Source organism: Erwinia sp. S38, assembly GCF_016624545.1.
Lineage (GTDB): Bacteria > Pseudomonadota > Gammaproteobacteria > Enterobacterales > Enterobacteriaceae > Erwinia > Erwinia coffeiphila.
Genome location: NZ_JACVTS010000015.1, coordinates 99,493 through 121,137 on the forward strand (window position 1 = coordinate 99,493; position 21,645 = coordinate 121,137).

Consider the following 21,645-nt stretch of genomic DNA (forward strand, 5'->3'; position numbering starts at 1 on the left):
AACTCTCACTATGATTCAGGGCTGGAGCTGGGAAGGCTACTTCCATTATCTCACCAACTATTTCATTTTCCTTGGGGCGGTGAATACCGTCCTGTTAACCCTGGCTGGAATGGCGGGTGGGCTGGTACTGGGTGTGGTGCTGGCCTTCGCCAGGCTGTCGCCCTGGTCCTGGGTTAATCAGTTAGCGCGTACCTATATCTGGATTTTCCGCGGTACGCCGCTGCTGGTGCAGCTGATTATCATTTATACCGGCCTGCCGCAGATCGGCATTCGCTTCTCGGTACTTGAAGCGGTGATCACCGGGCTGGTGCTGAATGAGGCGGCCTATCTGGCGGAGATTATTCGCGGCGGCGTGCAGGCACTGCCAAAGGGGCAAATCAACGCGGCCAGGGCGCTGGGCTTTAACCATACCGGCGTGGCGCGCTATGTGATTTTCCCGCAGACCATGCGCCTGATCCTGCCGTCGCTGGGCAACAGTTTTAACGGCCTGCTGAAAACCACCTCGATCGCCTCGGTAATTTCGATGGAAGAGCTGCTGCGCCGCACGCAGATCCTGATGCAGGAGCAGTTTATGGTGCTGGAGCTGTTTATGGTGGCGGCAACCTACTACCTGATCCTCACCACGCTGTGGGACTTCATTCAGCGGCGCATCGAGCTGCACTACGCGAAAGCGTATCAGAGTACCCAGCATAGCCGCCCGGTGAAAAAAGCCCCGTTAACCGACACCAGCACCGCGCTGGCCAAGGAGACACAGCGATGAGCACGTTCGATCTGATTGTGAAAAATGCCGATATCATTACCGCTTCCGACCGTTATCACGGCGATATCGGCATCCGCGACGGCAAAATCAGCATGATTGCCGCCGGGCTGAATGCCGAAGACGCTCGCCAGGTGATTGATGCCGCGGGCAGAATGGTTACGCCGGGTGGCGTTGATGCCCACTGCCATCTCGATCAGCCCTCGACCGATGGCTCAATCGGTGCTGACGATTTTATCAGCGGCACGCGGTCGGCTGCGTGCGGGGGCACCACCACGGTGATCCCCTTTGCCATGCAGTTTAAGGGCCAGAGCCTGCAGGATGCCGTTGCCGACTACCATCAGCGCGCCGAGGGCAAAGCCTGCATTGATTACGCATTCCATCTGATTATTACCGATGCCAACCCGGCGGTGATTGCTGAGCTGCCGGCGATGATCGAGCAGGGCTACACCTCATTTAAGATTTATATGACCTATGAGGCGCTGAAGCTGTCGGATCACCATATTCTGGATGTGCTGGATGCCGCCCGCCAGCTGGGGGCGATTTCGATGATCCACGCGGAGAACGATGACTGCATCAACTGGCTGACCGAGCGGCTAAAGAAGCAGGGAAAAATCGCCCCGCGCTATCACGCCCTCGCCCACTCGCCGATCGGCGAACGCGAGGCGACCCACCGCGCGATTTCGCTGGCCGAACTGATCGATGTGCCGATTCTGCTGGTGCACGTTTCCAGCCGGGCGGCGATTGAACAAATTTACTGGGCGCGCGGCCAGGGCATGCACATTTTTTCGGAAACCTGTCCGCAGTATCTGTTTCTGACGGCGGAAGATCTCGGGATTGATGACAGCTTCCACGGGGCGAAATGCATTTGCAGCCCGCCGCCGCGCGATACGGACAGCCAGAACGCGGTGTGGACGGCGCTGGCCAACGGCACCTTCACCATTTTCTCCTCAGATCACTGCCCGTTTAATAATGATGCCACCGGCAAAAAGCTGCACGGTGAAAACGCGTCGTTCGATCTGGTGCCGAACGGCATTGCCGGGCTGGAAACGCGCATGCCGCTGTTAATGAGCGAGGGCGTGCTGAAAAATCGCCTGTCGGCCCAGCGCTTTGTCGATCTGACCGCTACCGCCCCGGCGAAACTTTATGGCCTTTATCCGCAAAAGGGCACTATCGCCCCCGGTTCCGATGCCGACCTGGTCATCTGGGATACGCAAACGCCGAAAACTATCAGCAGCGCTATGTTGCATACCAACGCCGACCATACGCCGTATGAAGGGAAAGAGGTTCAGGCCTGGCCTGCCGTTACGCTGTCGCACGGCGTGGCGGTGTGGGGCGATAATCAGTTCCTCGGCGTGGCGGGCCAGGGGCGTTTCCTCGCCTGCGCGGTCCCTTTCCCATCGGAAGGATAATTCGGTAAACTAGCGGCGGAATTAACTACTGGAAACTGCGTGAAGATGACTGACTATCAGGACCATACGCTGGCGGCAATTATGGCGTCAAAACCGTTGTATATGAAATCGGCCAGCCTGTCTGAGCAGGTCTATGTATTACTGAAAGAGTTAATTCTTGAGCGTAAAATTCCGGGCAACAGTGAAATGTCGGAGTCGCGCCTGGCCGATGAGCTACAGGTTTCACGCACCCCAATGCGTGAAGCGCTGGTCAGGCTGGCCGGTGAGAATCTGCTGGAGCGCCGCGGCGCGCGTTCGTATACCGTTCGCTCGGTGGATATCAAAGAGTACTTAGATACCATGGCACTGCGTGAACTGCTGGAGGTGGAAGCGGTTGGCAAGGCGCTGGATAAAATCGGTACGCCAACGCTGGATGCGCTGATCGCCGAGCTGCACGAACTGATGAAGGCCGACGAGGAGCACCTTTTCTGGCGCTATGACGAGAAGCTGCACAACACCATCGCGGAAGCCAGCGGCAACGTGGTGCTGGCCGGCGTGTTAAAGGGGCTGCGGGTTAACGTTCGCCTGTTCCGCCTGCACAGCCCGCTGCATCGCCAGAGCGAGAATCACACCGAGCATCTCGATCTGCTGACCGCCATGCGCGAAGGCGACCGAGAGAAAAGCCTGGCCTCCATCCGCAATCACATCAGTAAGTTACGCAACGACGTCTTGGCGTCTTTATAAACGACAGCCGCACTGGCGGCTGCGTTCCACCATCGCCACAATCACCTGATACAGTTCATCAACCGCCTGCTGTTCAGCAATATCGCCGCTGACCCTATTCTGGCGGGATTTAAAATCCTGATACGGCATCGTCAGCACATCACTCCCTGCGCTGGCAATCCGCCACCACGCAACCGCATTCGGCTGAGCAACACACTCATCGCGTGCAGGCCACACATGCAATAGCACGTAACTGCAAGACGGTAACGCGACTGAACTATTACTCTGAAAGGCTATAAAAATCCGTTAGTTATGACGCTGATATTGAGTTTCAATATTTTATGTATTTAATCGAACGCTACATCATGGTTGCCACGCAACGACTGGTGATAACAATAATCGGCTTCCTGATTTTTATCTTTGCCAGTTATTCCACTCAACGCTATCTGACCGATGCCGCTAACGGCACGCTGGCGCTGCAATCAGTGATGTATATCGTTTTCTATAAGATACTGATTGCTCTGGAGATGTTACTTCCCGTCGGGCTCTATGTTTCCGTTGCCGTTGCGCTGGGGCAGCTTTATAACGATTCAGAAATAACTGCCGTACTGGCTTCAGGCATCAGTCCTTTTCGGATTTATAAAGCCATCATGTTCCTGGCGATCCCGTTAGGGATTTTAGTGACCCTGCTCTCGATGTACGCCCGCCCCTGGGCCTATGAACAAATATTCCAGTTAAAACAGCAGGCGCAGTCTGAATTAGATGTCAGCCATCTACAGGAAAAGAAATTTAATCTGAATGACAGTGGCAGAATGATTTTGAGCGATAAGATCGATCGTAAAAGTAACCTGCTGTCAGATGTGCTGATTTACAGCACCTCCGGTAATAACACCTTTTTATTTCGGGCACACTCGGTAAAGGTGGTCAATCCTGCAATCGCCTCACCGGCAGTCATGCTTCATTCCGGCACGGCATATCAACTTGACCGCAAAGGCACGGATGACAACGTACAAACGTATAAAAACTTTAATCTGCATCCTAAGCCAATGAAGCAAAGCATCGAACTCAGAAGTAAATCTGCCTCAATGGCAGAGCTGTCACGTTCACACGATCCCGCCGATATTGCCGAACGTCAGTGGCGGGAAAGCCGAGGAATTAGCGCTATTTTAATGGCACTGCTGGCGATACCATTAAGCCGCACGCGTCCCCGCCAGGGGCGATTTGCCACTCTGGTACCGCTGGCCGTACTGTTTGTTCTCATCTTTTATGCCGGTAACATCAGCCGTTCACTGGTAGCCAGCGATATTATCCTCTCATTCCCCGGCGTGTGGACGGTGCCATTGATGATGCTGTTGGGCTTCCTGGGCCTTTTGGCCCATCAGGCCTCACTTTTACAGAAGTTTTTCCGGTGAATATTTTTAGCCGTTATCTGATTAAAAATGTCTTTCTCGGTTTCGCTGCCGCAGCGGCTTTGCTGATCCCGCTCTTTTCTACTTTTGATTTTATTAATGAGCTGGATGATGTCAGTTCAGGCGGATACCACTGGACTCAGGCATTAATGGTGGTATTGATGAAACTGCCTCGCTGCCTGATCGATCTGGGGCCTTTTATCGCTTTGCTTGGCGGTATTGTCGGGCTGGGCCAGCTGTCGAAAAGCCTGGAGCTGACTGCGATGCGCGTCTCCGGCATGTCAGTTTTCAGGATAGGAATGAATGCGCTATGTGCCGGTATTATTTTCACCGTGGCGCTGTGTGCGCTGGACGAATGGGTGGCTTCACCGCTTCAGCAGCGGGCACTTCAGTTAAAAGATATTGCCGAGGCCAGAGATGATAATGCGTCCGGCTCAGCTAACACGCTGTGGGCGCGTAAAAATAATGAGTTTGTGACGATTAAAACGCTGGATGAATACAACCGACCTGTTGACATTGAAATATTTAAGTATCACAAGGATCAAACCCTCGATTATTATATTTATGCGAAAACCGCGACCATCGTTGGCAACGGCATATGGACTTTATACGATGTTAATCAAAAAACATGGATAGATGGTAAAGAAACATCAATATTGCATGACAGCATGTCGTGGCAATCGATATTCAATCATACCAGCCTGAAAGAATTAATGATGCCCAGTGATAGCTTTTCAATCCGACAGCTGAATAACTACATCAATTATTTGCAAACAACAAACCAACCCGATCTAGAGTTCCGAATTGCACTTTGGCAAAAGCTCGGGCAGCCTGTTTTGATACTTGCGATGATATTACTTTCCGTTCCCTTCACATTTAGCAATCCTCGGGCGCCAGGTATGGGAAGCCGCCTGGCGACGGGTGCTGTTATTGGGTTACTCACCTATGTCAGCTACCAGATCATCGTCAACCTTGGCCTGTTGTTCTCTTTCAGTGCACCGTTGACGGCACTTCTTCCCCCCATACTCCTGCTGGCATCGGCATTAATACTGGTTAACCGATTTGACAAGAAGCATTAGCCCTAATGACTAGCCCCCATTTTGTATCCTCTCGACTGCAAAAAATCAGCAACGACACGTTCTGTCAAAAGAAGAACATGGTCGAGAGGTTGATTAACGTCGATATCGACAGTTTCAGAACCGGGGAAATTCAGCTTTGAAGTGACGGCTACTTTTTTTTCCAGCGATTCCCGGCGGTGATCGGGTTTTCGTGCACAGGCAACATCAATGTCAACGTCAAGTTTTAACACCAGGTCGGGCTTGTAACTGGTCATCCAGCGAAATGCCTGATGTTCACGGCCAGCCAGCCAGTTAATGAAAGGCCTGCCGGGAACATGCTCAGGCAAAAGAACACCATCATAGGCACCGGGAATTTGCATCTGAGGATAGCGATCGGCCAGGATAATCAGCCCCTGCTTGCGAAGGCGTAGCATACGGCGAAAACGAAAAAGACGCCGTAAAACAAAAATCATCATGACCAGTGCTGGTACCACACCGATTTTCGATTTTGCTACTTTCACTTTTTTACGATCGATAGTTTTACCCAATTTTTTACCCAGCAGCGGCAATTTCACTAACTGACGTTCTACATTACCTGCCTGCTTTCCTAAATGTACTTTAACAGCAGGGACATATTGATTAATAAATCCAATAAGGTGTTCAGAAATAGTCGACTTTCCGGAACCGTCGCAGCCAATAATAGCGATGATTGGTGGGTTGTTTTTCGAATTCATACAGCCATCCCTGTGAAATAAACTCCTCAGGATATAGCATTTTAAAAGAAGATTGTCGCTAATCATGCTTGTTATTCTACAGAGCTTAAACGCACCGAGAACATCGTGCATTATGGAATGCAATGTTAAAACAGGGTTGTTAACGTGAAGAATTTAAAAACGATTATCAATCACTCCCCGGTTCGGGCGATCGCGATTACGGGATGCGACGGTGCCGGAAAATCAACGCTGGCCGCTCATCTTGCAAATCATCTTTCATCTCAGGGTGAAACAGAACTGATTTATCTGGGGCAGTCTTCAGGATTTATTGGCAAACGGATCGCCGAAATTCCGGTTATCGGTTCATATATTGGGAAATATTTAATTAACCGTTCTGAACGCGTGCACAATCGCCCTTCTTCACCACCGGGAAATATCGCTGCGCTGGTCATTTATCTGCTCTCCTGCTGGCGGGTCTATAAGTTCCGCCGCATGTTGGCGAGATGCCAACAGGGCTGTCTGTTGATTACCGACCGCTATCCGCAGGCAGAAATTCCGGGGTTCCGCGTTGATGGTCCTCAGCTTGCAAAGGCGGAAGGCGGTAATTACTGGGTGCGCATGCTGAGAAAAAGCGAACTGCGGCTTTACCGCTGGATGGCTTCATACCCGCCGGCGTTGCTGATCCGTTTGAATATTGATGAGCAAACGGCGCACTTACGCAAACCCGATCACGCCCTGTCTGCACTACGCGAGAAAATTGCCGCGATACCACAGCTGACCTTTAACGGCGCGCACATTCTTGATTTAGATGCCCGTGAACCGGAAAGCAAAATAATCGATACATCACTGCGGGCGGTTCATCTCGCCCTTTCAGGCCTACAGAAAAATGCATAGCGATAAATTAAACGCCCAACACTATGCCACCCGCATTCCCGGACTGATTGCCGTGGTGGGCTGCGACGGCACCGGAAAATCGACGCTGACCGCAGATTTAGTGAAAACACTCAGTTCCTCCTGCACAGTGGAACGCCGCTATCTTGGGTTAATATCCGGTGAGGATGGCGATAAAATTAAACGTTTACCGGTGATCGGGGTATGGCTTGAGCGCAGGCTGGCGGCAAAATCGGAGAAAACCCAGCGCATGAGCAGTAAAGCGCCTGCTCTCTGGGCCGCGCTGATTATGTACGGGCTTTCCGTCTGGCGAAAAGCGAATCTGGCTAAAGCGAAACGCTTAGCTCAAAGCGGCGTACTGGTAATCAGCGATCGCTATCCGCAGGCTGAAATTTCCGGCTTTTATTATGATGGCCCCGGCATTGGAGTTGAACGCACAAGCGGGAAATTGATGACGTATCTGGCGGAACGTGAAAAACATTTATACCAGCAGATGGCTTTGTACCAGCCTGAGCTGATTATTCGTCTGGAAATTGATGCCGATACCGCCTTTTCACGCAAACCCGATCATAACTATGACGAACTGCGCGACAAGGCCCTTGTGATGAGCCAGCTTAATTACAATGGTTCCAGAGTGTTAAACATTGATGCCCGGGCTCCCTATGAAGAGGTTCTGCAAACCGCGCTGGCGGCAATTTATCCGGTTATTTCTGCCGAACGGACGGAGAAACTTGCCGAGGTTTAATTTGGTATAAACATAGCGAGATTATCGGCTAAAGCAAAATCATCGCCCAGACGATCACGGTCATCAGCATCGTGACAAGCTGTGCGGCGCCGCCAATATCTTTTGCTCGTTTTGACAGTGGATGAATCTCCAGAGAAATCCGGTCGATGGCGCTTTCGATAGCCGTATTAAGGAGTTCAACGACCAGCAGGAGAAAGCAGCTGGAAACTAAAAACAGACGTTCAATGGTTGACACATCAACGCACAGCGCAATGAAGAATAATATTCCAGTAATAATAAACAGCTGCCTGAATGAATTTTCCGTTAATAGTGCGTTAGCAAGACCAGACAGCGAGTTTTTTATACTGTCGAACAGACGGCCGAAACCCTTTTTCTTTTCAAATAGCATCGCAATATTATTAACCCCAGCAGATATTAGAGTTGTTTTTCATATAACCGGTAACGCTTATAAGGTATGGCACCAATTTTCTCCAAAATATTCCTCATTCCGGCGTTTGATTCTAAAATCCATGACATTTCTAACGCCTCAATGTTCCATTTACAAAATGCAACATGCAGCGCCTCGATAAGTAGCAGGGCAATAACCGGCCCAATCCGGCTAAACTGGTGTTCGATTTTTACCCCCATCAACGGCACCCTTGCCGTACGCACCCCGCTGACCTTCAGCCGCCAAAGGAGTTTCGCCCAGCCAAGGGGGAATAATCGCCCGTTGAGATCGGCAATCGCTTCATTGATGTTAGGCAGGCCGATAATGAACGCGACGGGTGCGGAATCTATCTCGGCGATAAAGATCATATCATCCGGCACCAGGAATTTTAGCTGGTCCCCCATAACGGCAAATTCGTGTTCGGTAAAGGGTACAAATCCCCAGTTTTTCTGCCATGCCGAGTTAAAAATCTGGCGCAGAACCTGCATTTCCTCGCTGAATTTCTTGCGATTAAGGCAGCGAATGCTGACTTTGCTGCGAGCATGGTCCATAAGTTTAGCCAGTGATGGTGGGAACTGGAGTTCCGCCAGGTGCATCCAGTAGGCCAGCAGATCGATGCCCTGTGTATAACCCTGCTGCTCAACTCTGGCTGAATAATAAGGCATACCGTGCGTCATCATGGCGCTTGGCGGGGTGTCAAAGCCGTCAATCAGCAGGCCACTCTCCTGATTGATATTAAGACTGAAGGGGCCGGTGATTTTTCTGGCACCTTTTGAAGCCAGCCAGTTTTCCGCAGCCGAAAATAACAGTCTGAATACCTCTGGATCGTCGACGGCATCAATCATGCCGAAATGCCCGGTATCCGGTCCATAGAGCCCTCGGTGTAAGGAATCAACCTGGGCAGATATCCTGCCAACAATTTTCCCCTCTTTTTTTGCCAGCCATGTCTGCCATTCGATATGTTCATCTGCCGGATTTTTTTTCGAAAAGTGCTCTAACCGCTCTAAATTTAAAGGATGAATCCAGGCGGGATCGTGTTGAAAAAGATCGGAGGGAAACGTAATAAATGACTTAAGTTGGCGCTTATTGATAACTTTTTCGATGTGAATCATACATACCATTGAAACTGATAATTGACGAAAAAACACACAAAAACCTGTTAAGGATTGTATTAGCTACGGTTATTGTGCCCTTTATCCCTTTTCATTCTGCAATACTCGAAATGTATTAAATACTTATATAGAAAAGGAAAGCTTTGTTTTTTTATCCTGTAATCTAAGCGAAGTAAATCATCAAGGCGTTAGGCATATTATGCTGCTAACAAACCATTCTAATAAACAATTACAGTTTCTTATTTGAAAAATATTTTCCCTAAAAGAAGCCAAAAAGCCTTTAACACTAAATGCTACATTCAAGCCAGAGCAGGAATTTTCGCTACAGGAGGGTTTAAAAATCACAGCCGCCGCAGTATTTTAATGCCGTGATAAAATTAAAAAACAATGTGTCATATTTTCCTCTCGGGCTGTCCGCACGCAGTATTTCCTATCATGCTGTGACTTATCAACACCTGTGTAATTAAAGGCAATTTTGTGAGACAAAAAATGTGCTTGTGTAAATAGTTACGCAAATAAAAACCTCCAAATAGTAATCATTTCTATTACTAGATAATTTAATCTATAAATGGGTTGTATATGCACGAAACACGATCTACGCATTCTCTTCCTATGCGCTACGCAGACTTTTCTTCTCTCGTTGAAGCTTTAGACTACGCAGCCCAGGGAAGTACCGGGATGAATTTCTACGATCGACGTAACCAACTCCTGGCCTCGCTGGAATATCGCGTACTACAGCAGCGAGCGGTGAGTGTGGCCCGTCGATTGTTATCAATGAACCTGAAAAAAGGGGATCGCGTCGCGCTGATTGCAGAAACCAGCGTCGGCTTCGTCGAAGCTTTTTTTGCCTGCCAGTATGCGGGCCTCGTTGCGGTTCCTTTGGCCATTCCTATGGGCGTTGGCCAGAGTGCATCCTACATCGACAAGCTACAGGGGCTGCTCAAGAGTTGCCAGCCGGCCGCAATTATCAGCAGTGATGAATGGTTACCGTTAGTCAAGCCCGTACATAACGAAGTCGCGCATATACGTATCCTCACTCACCGAGAAATCAATGAGCTGCCGGAGAAAGATATCCAGCTCAAGGTGCCTCTACCGGATGATATCGCCTATCTTCAATACACTTCCGGCAGCACGCGCTTTCCACGCGGAGTGATTATCACCCAACGTTCGGCTATGGCGAATCTACAGGCCATTAGCCGTTATGGTATTAAGCTGCAGGCCGGTGACCGCTGCGTTTCCTGGCTGCCTTTCTATCACGACATGGGGCTGGTTGGTTTTCTCCTTACGCCAGTGGCAACCCAGCTCTCCGTTGACTATCTGCGTACGCAGGATTTTGCGATGCGCCCGATGCAATGGCTAAAACTCATCAGCAAAAATCGCGGCACCGTTTCCGTTGCCCCTCCTTTTGGCTATGAGATATGCCTGAGGCGCTGTAGTGATAAAGAGATTGCTGATTTGGATCTGTCCAGCTGGCGTGTGGCCGGGGTCGGTGCCGAGCCGATTTCTGGCGAGCTGCTGCAGCGTTTTGCCGAGTGCTTCAGCAAAATTAACTTTGATAGCAAGGCGCTGATGCCCTGCTATGGCCTGGCTGAAAATACGCTGGCGGTTAGTTTCTTCGATAACGTTGCCGCTCGGATGGTCGATACGGTCGATCGCGATATTCTGGAATATCAGGGCAAAGCCGTTGAGCCAACCCGGAACACGCGCGCCAGAGTAACTTTCGTTAACTGCGGGCGGGCGCTTCCGGGGCATCGAGTTGAAATTCGTAATGAGTCAGGGAAAATCTTAGCCGACCGTGAAATCGGTCATATCTGGATTTCAGGTCCCAGTCTGATGAGTGGCTATTTCAGAGATAACGCTTCTCGCTCGAAAATCGAGTCCCTCGGCAGAATGGATACCGGCGATCTAGGCTACCTGCTGGACGGGGAGCTGTATGTTACCGGTCGGAAAAAAGATCTTATTATCATACGCGGCCGTAATATCTGGCCGCAGGATATTGAATACGTTGCCGAATCGGTACCGGAAGTTCGTACCGGCGATGCCATTGCCTTCGTGACGTCAAACGAGCGTGATGAGGCAGGGAAAATTATTTTGCAGATACAGTGTCGTGTGAATTCCGAAGAGCGCCGGGATCAGATTATTCATATGCTGACGTCTCGTATTCAAAGCGAGTTTGGCGTAACGGTAGAAGTTAAACTTTTGCCTCCGCATAGTATCCCCCGCACATCTTCAGGAAAACCGGCGCGGGCCGAAGCTAAGAAGCGCTATCTCAGTGAGGCGATGAGCTCACCCTTGCAGCTGGCAGGCTATGCGCAATGAACAGAACGGTAGCCGTTACGGGCGTAACGGGGTTTATCGGCAAGCATATTGTCGAGAAACTACTTTCACGAGGCTTCGTTGTCAGAGCATTCACCCGGCAGGATAGTACCCTTACGGCAGATAATTTGATCTGGGTGCGCGGTGACCTGGACGATCGGGTAGCATTGGCTGAACTGGTCCGGGGAGCAGAATGCGTTATCCACTACGCGGGCCAGGTCAGAGGCAGTCAGGAAGACGTTTTTACCCACTGTAACGTATCCGGCAGTCTGCGTCTGATGCAGGCAGTGCAGACAGGCGGTCACTGTCAGCGCTTCCTGTTTATTTCTTCGCTAGCCGCGCGATATCCGCAGCTTTCGTGGTATGCAAATTCAAAGTTTATTGCCGAGCAGAAGCTAACCGCCATGGCATCTGATATTTCTCTCGGTATTTTCCGCCCCACTGCGGTCTATGGACCGGGTGATAAAGAACTGAAACCGGTATTTAACTGGCTCCTGCGTGGGATTCTTCCTCGCCTCGGCTACGCCGAATCCCTCCTGTCGTTTCTTCACGTCAGCGATTTAGCAGAAGCCGTCTATCAGTGGGTTATCACGGAAACATCTGAGACAACCCCCTTCGAGCTTTGCGACGGAGATATCGAGGGATACAGCTGGAAACGTCTGAAGGAGATCGGTTCCCGTATACGTGGTAATCCGGTGCATTTAATCGGCGTTCCTCTTCCACTGTTAAAACTGGCCGCCGACGTCAGTATGCTATCGCATCGTATAATGCGAAAAGAACCGATGTTAACCCGCAGCAAAATCCGAGAATTAACCCACAACGACTGGTCAGCAAGCAATTCCCATATATCAAATTATATTAACTGGCGTCCTGAGGTTAGCGTTGAGCGAGCGCTGCGCGAAAGACTCTTTTAATTTCCCCAGACTATAGGTGTTAAAAATTATTTCTATGTGCAACCGTGAATTATTAATGGACTATATCCTGGAATGCATACGGGAGATGGCTCCAAAAGATGTTGAAATTAAGAAAGAAAGCGATCTAATCAATGATCTTGGCCTTGAATCCGTTCAGGTGATGAATTTGTTGATGATGCTTGAAGATAAACTCGATATTTCAATACCCATGAATATTTTATTGAACGTCAGAACGCCTGAGCAACTACTTGAAACCTTATTCTCATATCTGGAGAGCACTAATGGGTCTGTATGATAAATTCACCCGCCTCGCTAACCAGCGAGAACAGTTTCAGACATCCGGCCTTAATCCCTTCGGTACTTGCATTGATGAAGTCTATTCTGCAACAGAAGGCCGAATCGGCGAGCGAAATATTGTTCTGGCAGGGACTAACAACTACCTCGGCTTAACCTTTAATGCGGAAGCCATTGCGGTTGGCCAGGCGGCACTGGCTAATCAGGGAACGGGCACCACCGGTTCACGTATGGCGAACGGCAGCTACGGTTCTCATCTGGCGCTGGAACACGAGCTGGCGACTTTTTTTGACCGGCCTACCGCTATCGTTTTCTCTACCGGCTATACCGCGAATTTGGGCGTTATCAGTACACTGGCCGACCCGAATGCCGTCGTGCTGATCGATGAAGACTGCCACGCCAGCATCTATGACGCCTGCGTTCTGGGCGGCGCACAGATAATACGTTTCCGACACAATGATGCCCAGGATCTGGAACGCAGAATGGTTCGGCTTAAAGAGCGGGCGAAAGACGCAATTATCATCGTCGAAGGGATTTACAGCATGCTGGGGGATGTTGCCCCGCTGGTTGAAATTGTCGAGATTAAAAAACGCTTCGGTGGATATCTGCTGGTTGACGAGGCTCACTCGTTCGGCGTTATGGGCGCTACCGGCCGTGGGCTGGCTCAGGAGCTGGGCGTTGAACAGGACGTAGATATTGTGCTGGGTACTTTCAGTAAAAGCCTGGCGTCAATCGGGGGCTTTGCCGTCGGTTCTGCAGCAATGGAAGTTCTGCGGTACAGCAGCCGTCCTTACATTTTCACCGCGTCGCCATCACCCTCATGTATTGCTTCAGTTCGGGCATCGCTGCAAATTATCGCCCAACAACCTGAGTTACGTGAAAAACTGTGGGCTAACGCCGCCAGACTTTACCAAGGCCTTGAAAAAATCGGCTACACCCTCGGTGCACATATCAGTCCGGTAGTTCCGGTCGTGATTGGGTCGAAAGAAGAAGGCCTGCGTTACTGGCGGGAACTGATTGACAGGGGGGTTTACGTTAATCTTGTTCTTCCACCGGCAGCTCCATCCGGCATTACGCTACTCCGATGCAGCATTAATGCCGCACACAGCGAAGAACAAATCGATAAAATTATTCAGGCCTTTACCGCGCTACAGCGTTAAGGGGAAACTGCCGCAGAGGATGGGGCACCGCTATGGCGATCGGGTTTGCCCGTATCGAGTAAATGCTGTATCAGGCTAATTACCTGAAGCACTTCACCTGGCGTCAGCGCCCCATCTTTTGCCCACTGAACCCGCCCTTCACGATCGAGAACCACTATCGTAGAACTGTCCTCTTTCAACTGCCAGACCTTGCGCCCCAGGCCATCACTGTCGATGATAAACTGGGCCCAGGGATAATGGCGTTGATTTTTCTCCACTTTACCGACCACAAATAAGCCTGTACCGAGAAACTCATCATCCGTGTTCACAATCGTTGTCGGCTGGAATTGGTCACCCGGGAAGTTCGCCGCTTTAATCGCTTTTATCAGGATAGAGTTCTTCTTTTTTGCTGAACGACGCCCGGCAATGTAGTGCACTACGCGAACTTTTCCCTGCAATTTTGAACTGTTCCATTTTTTATAGCTGATTTCATTACCGTTAAGGACTAATTCTCCGCGATCGGCTATTCCAACCGGCGCAACATGTTGCCCCTCGATGAAGTTATGTGAAAATGCCAGCGTCGGAAACAAAATAAATAGTAACAGTGTTGAAATACGTAGCATCACAGACTTTCCTTATCAATGAATTATCAACGTAAACATTCCCTCTGAGGTTTATAAAGGATAACGCGTAACAAACATTTCAATAGGTTGACGAATATTATTAGCCATCTGGCTGGATTCACTGTAGGACTTTTTACCTGATAATTTTTCGGCGACCATTTCGTCATGACGATCACCCATTAATCCATTAATATTGGCTAAAAATCCGGAAAGCTGACATGCATCTAAATTACCCGGGTCCAGCGACCTCATCGTGTCATAGTAAGATACCTGCTGGCTGACAATTTTACGGACATCATGGAACTCATCTCCCGTCAGTTCAGGATTAGCTATCGCCTCTTGCAGTTTACGTATCTGCTGCTGCCTGTACTGTATAAAGCCATTATCATCATCCAGGACCGTATGGCGCAGGCAGTAGCGAACGACGGACCAGACCGGCGCACTTAAAATCACATTCAACAATCGCCCGTAAATCTTGATGTTTTTTTCATTGTGATTGCGAAAGGCATCCTGGAAATGCCCCAGAAAAACCGTAGTCTGACGGAAAATAAAGTTGGATTCATGTTTTTTACTGTAAAGGCGCTGGGCAAACCGTAAATGTTTATAGCGTGCACGAATATATTTATACTGAAGCCGTTCTTTTTCACTCAGAACGTTCCCCTGTAATACATGATTAATTAAATCCAGCAAATCCTCACGTTTGAATCCATCTTCCCAGAATTGTAAACACAAGGCATAACAATGACGGATATCATCCGTTGAGCATTGCAACTCAATAAACGTCGGTAAACTGGCAGACTCGACAAGTTTGTCATCTTCTTCTACAGCCGTGAAGAGTCGTTCAATTGTTTCAGGGGAAAACTTTTCCCATTTTTTACTGCTCATTTTTACTCGCCCCAACAGAAGTATTAACAGAAAGAGAACGGCGATGACGATAAGCCCATAGCGTAGGGATTAGAGAGAACAGGACGTCGAAACACTGCCCGCCCAAATACGCATAGGCTGCGCCGATCACACCAAAGAAATGAGGTAATACAATTAACAATACGATGTATGACGCGGAAGCAAATGTTTGCATAACCAGATAGGTCCGCTGTTTTCCCGCCATCAACAATAATGACTCCTGCGGAAAACCCATCATGGAGATCACAACGGCCCCCAGCATCACCTGTATAAGGTCATATGCTTCAAGATACTTTAGCCCAAAAACAAAGGAGATTAATGGCTTACCCACGACAACCACCAGCAACGCGACCAGTATTCCTATCGCACCCGCCAGCAGTGCTGACCGTAGCCCAAGCACCCAGGGCCTTTTACTGGCAGGGTCAAGACGCATGATCTCCGGATAAAAACTTTTCGACAACAGGCTTGCTGGCGTTCCCGTGGCATCAAAAACGGTCATGGCGATCTTAAATAGCCCCGCTGCCACCGGCCCCAGAATAATACCCACCAGGACCGTGCTGCATGAATTGCGCGCAGACCAAATAGAGTGCGAAAGATTGGTAGTCCACACAAAGTTCCATGCACCCGATAATCTCCGCACCGGTTCAATAAAACCGGGGCGCAGAGCTTTATGAAAGTTTTTCCTGCGGAGTTCGCGCGCGGAAAACCACCAGAATAACAGGCTGGCGAACAGATTCGAGACAAACCAGGTGACAATAAATCCTGCAAAACCGAGCTGGGAGAAATAAGAAATGATACTGCCAATAGCAATCATTAACGGTTTGATTGCCTGCTGAACGGCAATCAGGTCGAAACGGTCCAACGTTCGCAGAATTCCCGTTGGCGTTGATGAGGCCATAAAAGGAATCAGCGTGCAGTATAATAGTGCCAGTTTAAAGTTTTCCGCATCCAGTCCAATAACGTCGGACAGCCAGGGCAACAATATCATTCCGGCCAGCATTGCCAGCACGCCACTGACAATATCCAGCCCGAATTAAAATGCAATCACATCGCGAAAGCGTTGTATATTTTTACTGACTAACGCCGTCATACCAAACTGAACGATGAATTGCCATGTCTGAAACTTGGCAAAATCACTGACGGCTTTGGTATAGGACTGAATAACAATGAGTACGCCAAACATCTCAGGCGACATACCTCTACCGGCACATGAAAGCGCCAGCAGCCCCAGCAACGCACTCACAACGTTTCCGGAACCTAAATAAGCACTATTGCGGATAATGGTGCGGAAAGCACCATCAGAAAACCATTTTTTCATGGAAAAACCAGATCATAGACAGCTTATAGATCAGAGCAGGTTATCAATCATTTAGTCGATATTACTCCGCCTGACAGGTATAAAAAACAACGACCCTGGATAAGCCAATTTATGATTATTGATATATAAAATTACCTACTCTGCTTTCTTATTCTTTCAAGAAAACGGCGATGACTGTCTGTTCAAGCGAGGAAGCAGGATAAACGATATTGCTCATCGGCTAAAGGCTTTTACCCTAAAACCGCATTAGTAATCAAAAAATGTATTATTGGCAAATCAGACTGTGGGTTCGGGAAATATTTTAAATTATCACGCAATCAATATTACAAAAATAAATAAAAAGTTAATTAACATCTGACTGGCTGGTTTTTTAGCTGACGCCTTTTGAGCACTGTTGGGAAAACGGCCTCCGTTCAGTTGTGTCAACTTACGTGTAAATGAAATCATTTCTGACAAACCAGAGAGGAAGAAATGCTGAAAGGTAAACGAGCAGTGATTACCGGAGGCGGCCGTGACTTTGGTCAGGCGATTGCCGTCTGGTTGGCCAGAGAAGGAGTCGAAGTTGATCTCTGCGCACGTAAAATTACTGATGCAAAGGCAACCTGCGACATTATTCACTCAGAAGGTGGAATTGCTCGCGGATATGAGTGCGATATGACTCAGCCGGACTCGATTAGCCGGTTCTCTGCAGCGCTTTTACATCCGCAAAAAGCCATCGATATTCTTATCCTCAGTGCTGCGCAATGGCTGGAAGGAGAACTGGAGGAGCAAACGCCTGCTGAGATCATCAGCACGATCAACGCCGGATTAACCGGCCCTGTTCTGTTAACTCAGGCGCTTTTACCCGGCTTACGTCTGTCATCGGGTGCAGATATCGTGACTATCGTCTCATCCTGCGGCATCCCACAATTTACGGACTCCGTTGCACATCCCGCATTTTTCGCCAGCAAGCATGGAATAAGCGGTTTCAGTCAGAAACTCGCCGGTCAGATGGCACAGGAGAACATCCGTCTCACTGCGCTGTATCCACCGGATTTTGAAATCACCAGCTTGCAGGCATCGACCACGGGGAATGAGCGAATGGGAGAAAACCTGCTTAATGGCCAATCGCTGTGGGAAACGATCCGTTTTGTGCTGACCCAGCCGCGGAGCTGCCATATCAGCACGATCTATTTTCAGGGACCGACTCGGCAGGCGTTAAGCCGTTCTACTCCGTAAAAATAATTGACCCGCAATGTTAACGAAATGTTTAAATAAAGCCGAGTTACCGCCTGATTTTTTGCACTATATGGCAAAGCAAATAAAAAATAATTTTTTCCTTGATTTAGATTTCATATTTGCCAGAAAAGCCGTTAAAATTTCCACCATTATGAATAATGCTATCGGACTTTCGCTTTGGTTTCTCTGTTAGGCCTTTCGCAACGCCGCATGCCAGCCTTTATTGCCGTACTGGCAATACTGATGCTGTTTATTGCTCCAGAGGTGTCGAAAACTCTGGCGCAGTGGCGTGCAGCAAACGCGATAATGGCTCAGGGTGAAGAGGTTGACTCAGGACCTGACGATTCAATGCAGGCTGACGGCATGTCTGATGGCGCGCTCCCCGACCATTCAATACCGGTTCGTGATACGCAACATGCCGTAGCGCACGACGCTTCCATGCCCATGCACCATATGGCTTCCGGCATGGCCCATCATACAATGCCCGCCGTAAACACCGAAGGCAGCGCGAAAAAATCCCCCTCGATGGCGGACCATAATAGCTCGCAGCCCGTAACAGGCGGAATGGCGACGATGGACGATCTCGCCTGCGGCTACTGCGAACTGCTGGTACATTTCCCGTTTATGATCTGGGTGCTTATCCCTCTGATCTGGCTTTTATGCACTTCAACGCGCGCACCGCCGGTACGCCTTGTTGTCTCATTTTTCGCGACATTCCTGCCTGGCTGCGGCCTTCCCCGGGCTCCGCCTGCCCACTAATCACGCCGTTATTCCACTATAAAATTAAAATTCCTGATTAATTTTCAGGAAAAGAAACCTGCATTTTAAATTATGTGCTCTGCACAGGATTACCCATGTCGCAAATTAAAAATAACGATAAGAAAACACGCGGAAACGTGCTGGAGTTTTTCCGCCGTCTGCATTTTTATATCGGTTTGTTTGTTGGGCCATTTATTTTTGTCGCCGCCTTAACCGGCACGCTTTATGTGTTCAGCACGCAGATAGAGACCCGACTTTATGCCCATGAGCTAACCACGCAGCCGGCTGGCGAAGCACATTCACTGGCCGATCAAATCTCAGCCGCGCGGGCTTACGCCGGGGAAGAGACGCGAATTTATGCCGTACGCCCTGCTCCGGGCCGCACTGATACCACCCGCGTACAGTTCGTTGACCCGGTGCTGGGGTCCTCAGAATCGCGGGCCGTTTTCGTTGACCCCTACTCGCTTGAAATCCGCGGCGATCTCACCGTCTACGGCAGCAGCGGATCGCTACCGCTGAGAAAGTGGATCGATCAGGTTCATCGTGGGCTGTTGCTGGGCGATACCGGGCGCCTCTACAGCGAGCTGGCGGCCTCTTGGATGTGGGTGGCTGCCGTGGGTGGCGTGGCGCTGTGGTGGCTGGGCCGCCCGAAACGTCGTCTTAAAAAAGCGCAGGGGCGCATGGCAGCCAGCCGTCGGTTACACATTACTCTTGGCCTGTTTCTGCTGGCCGGTCTGCTGATGTTCTCCGCAACGGGCCTGACGTGGTCGCAGTGGGCCGGTGGCAATATTGATAAAATGCGCAGCGCCTTCAACTGGCTGACGCCGCAGGTCAGAACCACGCTGGATACGCATGCGGTTTCCCCTGCCCCTGCCGATCCGCACGCTGAACATCATATGTCGATGGCCGGTATGGTCATGCCTTCCGCTGAGGACAATACCTGGCAGCAGGTGCTGGCCAGCGCCCGCCGGGCAGGGATTGATGCACCGAAAGTCGAAATTCGCGGCCCGAAAAGCGAGGGCAAAGCCTGGACGGTGGCCGAAGCCCAGGCGCGCTGGCCTTCGCAGGTGGATGTCGTCGCCATCGATCCACGCGATATGCGCATTGTCGATCGCGTCTACTTTGATCAGTTCCCGCTCGCCGCCAAACTGACCCGCTGGGGAATCGATTTCCATATGGGACTGTTATTCGGTCTGGCCAATCAGCTGCTGCTGACTGCCTTCGGCATCGGCGTTTGCGTGATGATTGTGCTGGGATACCGCATGTGGTGGCTACGCCGTCCGACGGCCCCCGCAGACAACGTTGCCAGTTCGCTACTCCATGTCTGGCTGCGGCTACCGATACGCTGGCGTATTGGCTCTCTGCTGGTCACCTCGGCTCTGGGGTGGTGTTTGCCGGTAATGGGAACCAGTCTGCTGGCCTTCCTGTTGATTGATGTCGTTCGCTGGCAGCAGCAGAAACGCCAGGTGTCGCAGTTCGCCTGAGTCAACGGCGATAACATGTATTCACGCTGTCGGCCCTCGTCCGGCAGCCGTTTGTCACGCAAGGAGAAGTTCAGATGGTATTACGTATGAAGAAAGCCCTCACCGCCGCTGCTGTACTGGCTGCAACACTGGTGTCTCAGCAGGCTCTGGCCCACGCTCATCTCGCCAGCGCGTCACCGGCCAGCAAGGCCGAAGTCAGCGGTTCACCAAAAGAGCTGACCCTGACCTTTACCGAAGGCGTTGAGGCCAGCTTCAGCGGTGCGGCAATCACCGATGCTGCCGGCAAAGCGGTGGACACCGCGAAGGCAACCGTCGACAGCGCGGATAATAAAGTCCTGCATATTCCGCTGTCATCAGAGCTGAAAGCCGGCGAGTACATGGTTGACTGGCACGTCCTTTCCGTCGACGGCCATAAGACTAAAGGGATGTATAACTTCACCGTCAAGTAATGCTGAATCCGGGCATCGGCTGATGCCCGACAAGGAAGCTAAACGACCCGCCGACGGCCGCTCACGACCGTCCGTTTGCTTCGCTACGCGCCGCCGTGCAGACTGAAAAGCTGTTCGGCGGACATCGTTGCGCCGCCGCAGACGATCACCAGCGGATTGCGAAAGGCTTTCAGAACGGCTTTTTGCTCATAAATGCACGCAAGGCTCGCGCCACATGCCGGTTCCGTTACTACGCGATGATCGTCGATAAACCGACGACAGGCGCGCACCGCCTCTTCATCGGTCACCACCTCACTGATAACGGGATGCAGCCCTACCAGCCTGACTGCCTGCTCACAGACCATTTTCGCTCCCAGACTGCTGGCAACGGTGTTGATGTGTTCCAGTTCAACCGGCTGACCGGCTTCTACGGCGGCACGAAACGAGGCGGCACCTTCCGTTTCTACAGCAATTACCGGGATATCGTATAGCCCGTTACGCTGCAGCCCTTCAATCACGCCGGACAACAACCCGCCGCCACCGACGGAAAGTACGACCGCATCGGGCCGTACGTTGCTGGCGACCACTTCATCTATCATCGTGGCGTGTCCCTGCCACAGCAGCGGATCGTCAAAGGGGTGCAGAAATGCGTCCGATTCCCCTTTCAGGGTGAGCGCATAGCGGTTGGCCTCTTGCCAGGAAGCGCCGTGGACGATAACGTCAGCCTGTTCAAGATGCAGCAATTCCTTCGCGCGCGCTGAGGTTGTTTCCGGAACCACCACCGTCACCGGCACGCCCAGCGTTCTGCCGGCCCAGGCAACGGCCAGCCCTGCGTTACCGCCAGAAGAGGAAATAAATCGCCGGGCCCCCTGCTCGTAATAGGTACGACAGGCCAGCCCGATGCCGCGAATTTTAAATGAACCACAGGGCTGGAGTGCATCCATTTTCAGCCAGACGTTACTGCCGCTCAGCTGGCTGAGCGCCCGTGAGTTCAGCAGTGGAGTATTCAGATGTAGTTGCATA

General features: G+C 50.7%; 22 protein-coding genes and 1 pseudogene. 15 read left to right on the forward strand and 8 right to left on the reverse strand.

What is annotated here, in order from left to right; all coding sequences use genetic code 11:
• Positions 1 to 10: 10 nt before the first annotated feature.
• The 3 genes from IBT46_RS17170 to IBT46_RS17180 are packed head-to-tail and all read left to right on the forward strand — an operon-like array spanning position 11 to position 2,892.
• Positions 11 to 760, forward strand: coding sequence for an amino acid ABC transporter permease (locus tag IBT46_RS17170; protein WP_234480177.1), 750 nt, complete (start codon positions 11 to 13; stop codon positions 758 to 760).
• Complete coding sequence (hydA, locus tag IBT46_RS17175; protein ID WP_200546660.1) at positions 757 to 2,169, forward strand: dihydropyrimidinase; 1,413 nt, start codon at positions 757 to 759, stop codon at positions 2,167 to 2,169. Before IBT46_RS17170 ends, hydA begins: the two co-directional genes overlap by 4 nt.
• Before the next feature lie 45 nt (positions 2,170 to 2,214).
• The gene (locus IBT46_RS17180) at positions 2,215 to 2,892 is read left to right on the forward strand and encodes a GntR family transcriptional regulator (RefSeq protein WP_200546661.1); all 678 of its coding nucleotides are present in this window, start codon (positions 2,215 to 2,217) and stop codon (positions 2,890 to 2,892) included.
• Here the strand turns inward: IBT46_RS17180 and IBT46_RS17185 are convergent.
• Positions 2,887 to 3,120 (reverse strand): hypothetical protein, encoded by a 234-nt coding sequence (locus tag IBT46_RS17185; protein ID WP_200546662.1) that lies wholly within the window; start codon positions 3,118 to 3,120, stop codon positions 2,887 to 2,889. The two genes, IBT46_RS17180 and IBT46_RS17185, sit on opposite strands and share 6 nt — an antisense overlap.
• Positions 3,121 to 3,212: 92 nt before the next feature.
• On the opposite strand from IBT46_RS17185, the gene lptF reads away from it, so the two are divergent.
• Positions 3,213 to 4,283: an LPS export ABC transporter permease LptF gene (gene lptF, locus IBT46_RS17190; protein ID WP_200546663.1), complete on the forward strand. Its 1,071-nt coding sequence runs from the start codon at positions 3,213 to 3,215 to the stop codon at positions 4,281 to 4,283.
• Complete coding sequence (lptG, locus tag IBT46_RS17195; RefSeq protein WP_200546664.1) at positions 4,280 to 5,359, forward strand: LPS export ABC transporter permease LptG; 1,080 nt, start codon at positions 4,280 to 4,282, stop codon at positions 5,357 to 5,359. Before lptF ends, lptG begins: the two co-directional genes overlap by 4 nt.
• A 2-nt stretch (positions 5,360 to 5,361) precedes the next feature.
• Here the strand turns inward: lptG and IBT46_RS17200 are convergent, their stop codons facing one another.
• On the reverse strand, positions 5,362 to 6,072 hold the full coding sequence (locus tag IBT46_RS17200; protein WP_200546665.1) for a thymidylate kinase: 711 nt from the start codon (positions 6,070 to 6,072) through the stop codon (positions 5,362 to 5,364).
• A 144-nt stretch (positions 6,073 to 6,216) separates the two neighbouring features.
• Between IBT46_RS17200 and IBT46_RS17205 the strand changes: the two genes are divergently transcribed.
• Positions 6,217 to 6,945: a hypothetical protein gene (locus tag IBT46_RS17205; RefSeq protein ID WP_200546666.1), complete on the forward strand. Its 729-nt coding sequence runs from the start codon at positions 6,217 to 6,219 to the stop codon at positions 6,943 to 6,945.
• Positions 6,938 to 7,687: a hypothetical protein gene (locus tag IBT46_RS17210; protein WP_200546667.1), complete on the forward strand. Its 750-nt coding sequence runs from the start codon at positions 6,938 to 6,940 to the stop codon at positions 7,685 to 7,687. The genes IBT46_RS17205 and IBT46_RS17210 overlap by 8 nt, the downstream gene beginning before the upstream one ends.
• Before the next feature lie 28 nt (positions 7,688 to 7,715).
• Here the strand turns inward: IBT46_RS17210 and IBT46_RS17215 are convergent, their stop codons facing one another.
• A complete protein-coding gene (locus IBT46_RS17215) occupies positions 7,716 to 8,075 on the reverse strand; it encodes a diacylglycerol kinase (protein ID WP_200546668.1) in 360 nt (119 codons plus the stop codon).
• Between the two features lie 26 nt (positions 8,076 to 8,101).
• On the reverse strand, positions 8,102 to 9,226 hold the full coding sequence (locus IBT46_RS17220) for an N-acetyltransferase (RefSeq protein WP_200546669.1): 1,125 nt from the start codon (positions 9,224 to 9,226) through the stop codon (positions 8,102 to 8,104).
• 579 nt (positions 9,227 to 9,805) lie between these two features.
• Here IBT46_RS17220 and IBT46_RS17225 point away from each other — a divergent pair.
• The 4 genes from IBT46_RS17225 to IBT46_RS17240 are packed head-to-tail and all read left to right on the forward strand — an operon-like array spanning position 9,806 to position 13,910.
• The gene (locus IBT46_RS17225) at positions 9,806 to 11,545 is read left to right on the forward strand and encodes a fatty acyl-AMP ligase (protein ID WP_200546670.1); all 1,740 of its coding nucleotides are present in this window, start codon (positions 9,806 to 9,808) and stop codon (positions 11,543 to 11,545) included.
• Entirely contained in the window at positions 11,542 to 12,456 is a 915-nt protein-coding gene (locus IBT46_RS17230) for an NAD(P)-dependent oxidoreductase (RefSeq protein ID WP_200546671.1), read from the forward strand. Before IBT46_RS17225 ends, IBT46_RS17230 begins: the two co-directional genes overlap by 4 nt.
• 34 nt (positions 12,457 to 12,490) lie before the next feature.
• Complete coding sequence (locus IBT46_RS17235; RefSeq protein ID WP_105592736.1) at positions 12,491 to 12,751, forward strand: acyl carrier protein; 261 nt, start codon at positions 12,491 to 12,493, stop codon at positions 12,749 to 12,751.
• Positions 12,738 to 13,910: an aminotransferase class I/II-fold pyridoxal phosphate-dependent enzyme gene (locus IBT46_RS17240; protein WP_200546672.1), complete on the forward strand. Its 1,173-nt coding sequence runs from the start codon at positions 12,738 to 12,740 to the stop codon at positions 13,908 to 13,910. The genes IBT46_RS17235 and IBT46_RS17240 overlap by 14 nt, the downstream gene beginning before the upstream one ends.
• Here IBT46_RS17240 and IBT46_RS17245 read toward each other — a convergent pair.
• The 3 genes and pseudogenes from IBT46_RS17245 to IBT46_RS17255 form a co-directional block, all read right to left on the reverse strand.
• Positions 13,907 to 14,512, reverse strand: coding sequence for a YtfJ family protein (locus IBT46_RS17245; RefSeq protein WP_200546697.1), 606 nt, complete (start codon positions 14,510 to 14,512; stop codon positions 13,907 to 13,909). The two genes, IBT46_RS17240 and IBT46_RS17245, sit on opposite strands and share 4 nt — an antisense overlap.
• Positions 14,513 to 14,563: 51 nt before the next feature.
• Positions 14,564 to 15,397 carry a hypothetical protein gene (locus IBT46_RS17250; protein ID WP_200546673.1) on the reverse strand — a complete coding sequence of 278 codons (834 nt, stop codon included), beginning with the start codon at positions 15,395 to 15,397 and terminating at the stop codon, positions 14,564 to 14,566.
• A pseudogene (locus tag IBT46_RS17255) lies at positions 15,387 to 16,733 on the reverse strand (lipopolysaccharide biosynthesis protein). The gene IBT46_RS17250 and the pseudogene IBT46_RS17255 overlap by 11 nt, the downstream one beginning before the upstream one ends.
• A gap of 471 nt (positions 16,734 to 17,204) precedes the next feature.
• Here IBT46_RS17255 and IBT46_RS17260 point away from each other — a divergent pair.
• The 4 genes from IBT46_RS17260 (at position 17,205) to yobA (ending at position 20,643) form a co-directional block, all read left to right on the forward strand.
• Positions 17,205 to 17,951, forward strand: coding sequence for an SDR family oxidoreductase (locus IBT46_RS17260; protein ID WP_200546674.1), 747 nt, complete (start codon positions 17,205 to 17,207; stop codon positions 17,949 to 17,951).
• A gap of 210 nt (positions 17,952 to 18,161) precedes the next feature.
• Complete coding sequence (locus IBT46_RS17265; RefSeq protein WP_200546675.1) at positions 18,162 to 18,710, forward strand: DUF2946 domain-containing protein; 549 nt, start codon at positions 18,162 to 18,164, stop codon at positions 18,708 to 18,710.
• Between the two features lie 95 nt (positions 18,711 to 18,805).
• Positions 18,806 to 20,194, forward strand: a complete 1,389-nt coding sequence (locus tag IBT46_RS17270) for a PepSY domain-containing protein (protein WP_200546676.1) — start codon at positions 18,806 to 18,808, stop codon at positions 20,192 to 20,194.
• A gap of 74 nt (positions 20,195 to 20,268) precedes the next feature.
• Positions 20,269 to 20,643, forward strand: a complete 375-nt coding sequence (gene yobA / locus IBT46_RS17275) for a CopC domain-containing protein YobA (protein WP_105592743.1) — start codon at positions 20,269 to 20,271, stop codon at positions 20,641 to 20,643.
• Positions 20,644 to 20,726: 83 nt separating this feature from the next.
• Here yobA and IBT46_RS17280 read toward each other — a convergent pair whose 3' ends face one another.
• Positions 20,727 to 21,644 carry a pyridoxal-phosphate dependent enzyme gene (locus tag IBT46_RS17280; RefSeq protein WP_200546677.1) on the reverse strand — a complete coding sequence of 306 codons (918 nt, stop codon included), beginning with the start codon at positions 21,642 to 21,644 and terminating at the stop codon, positions 20,727 to 20,729.
• Between the last annotated feature and the right edge of the window lies 1 nt (position 21,645).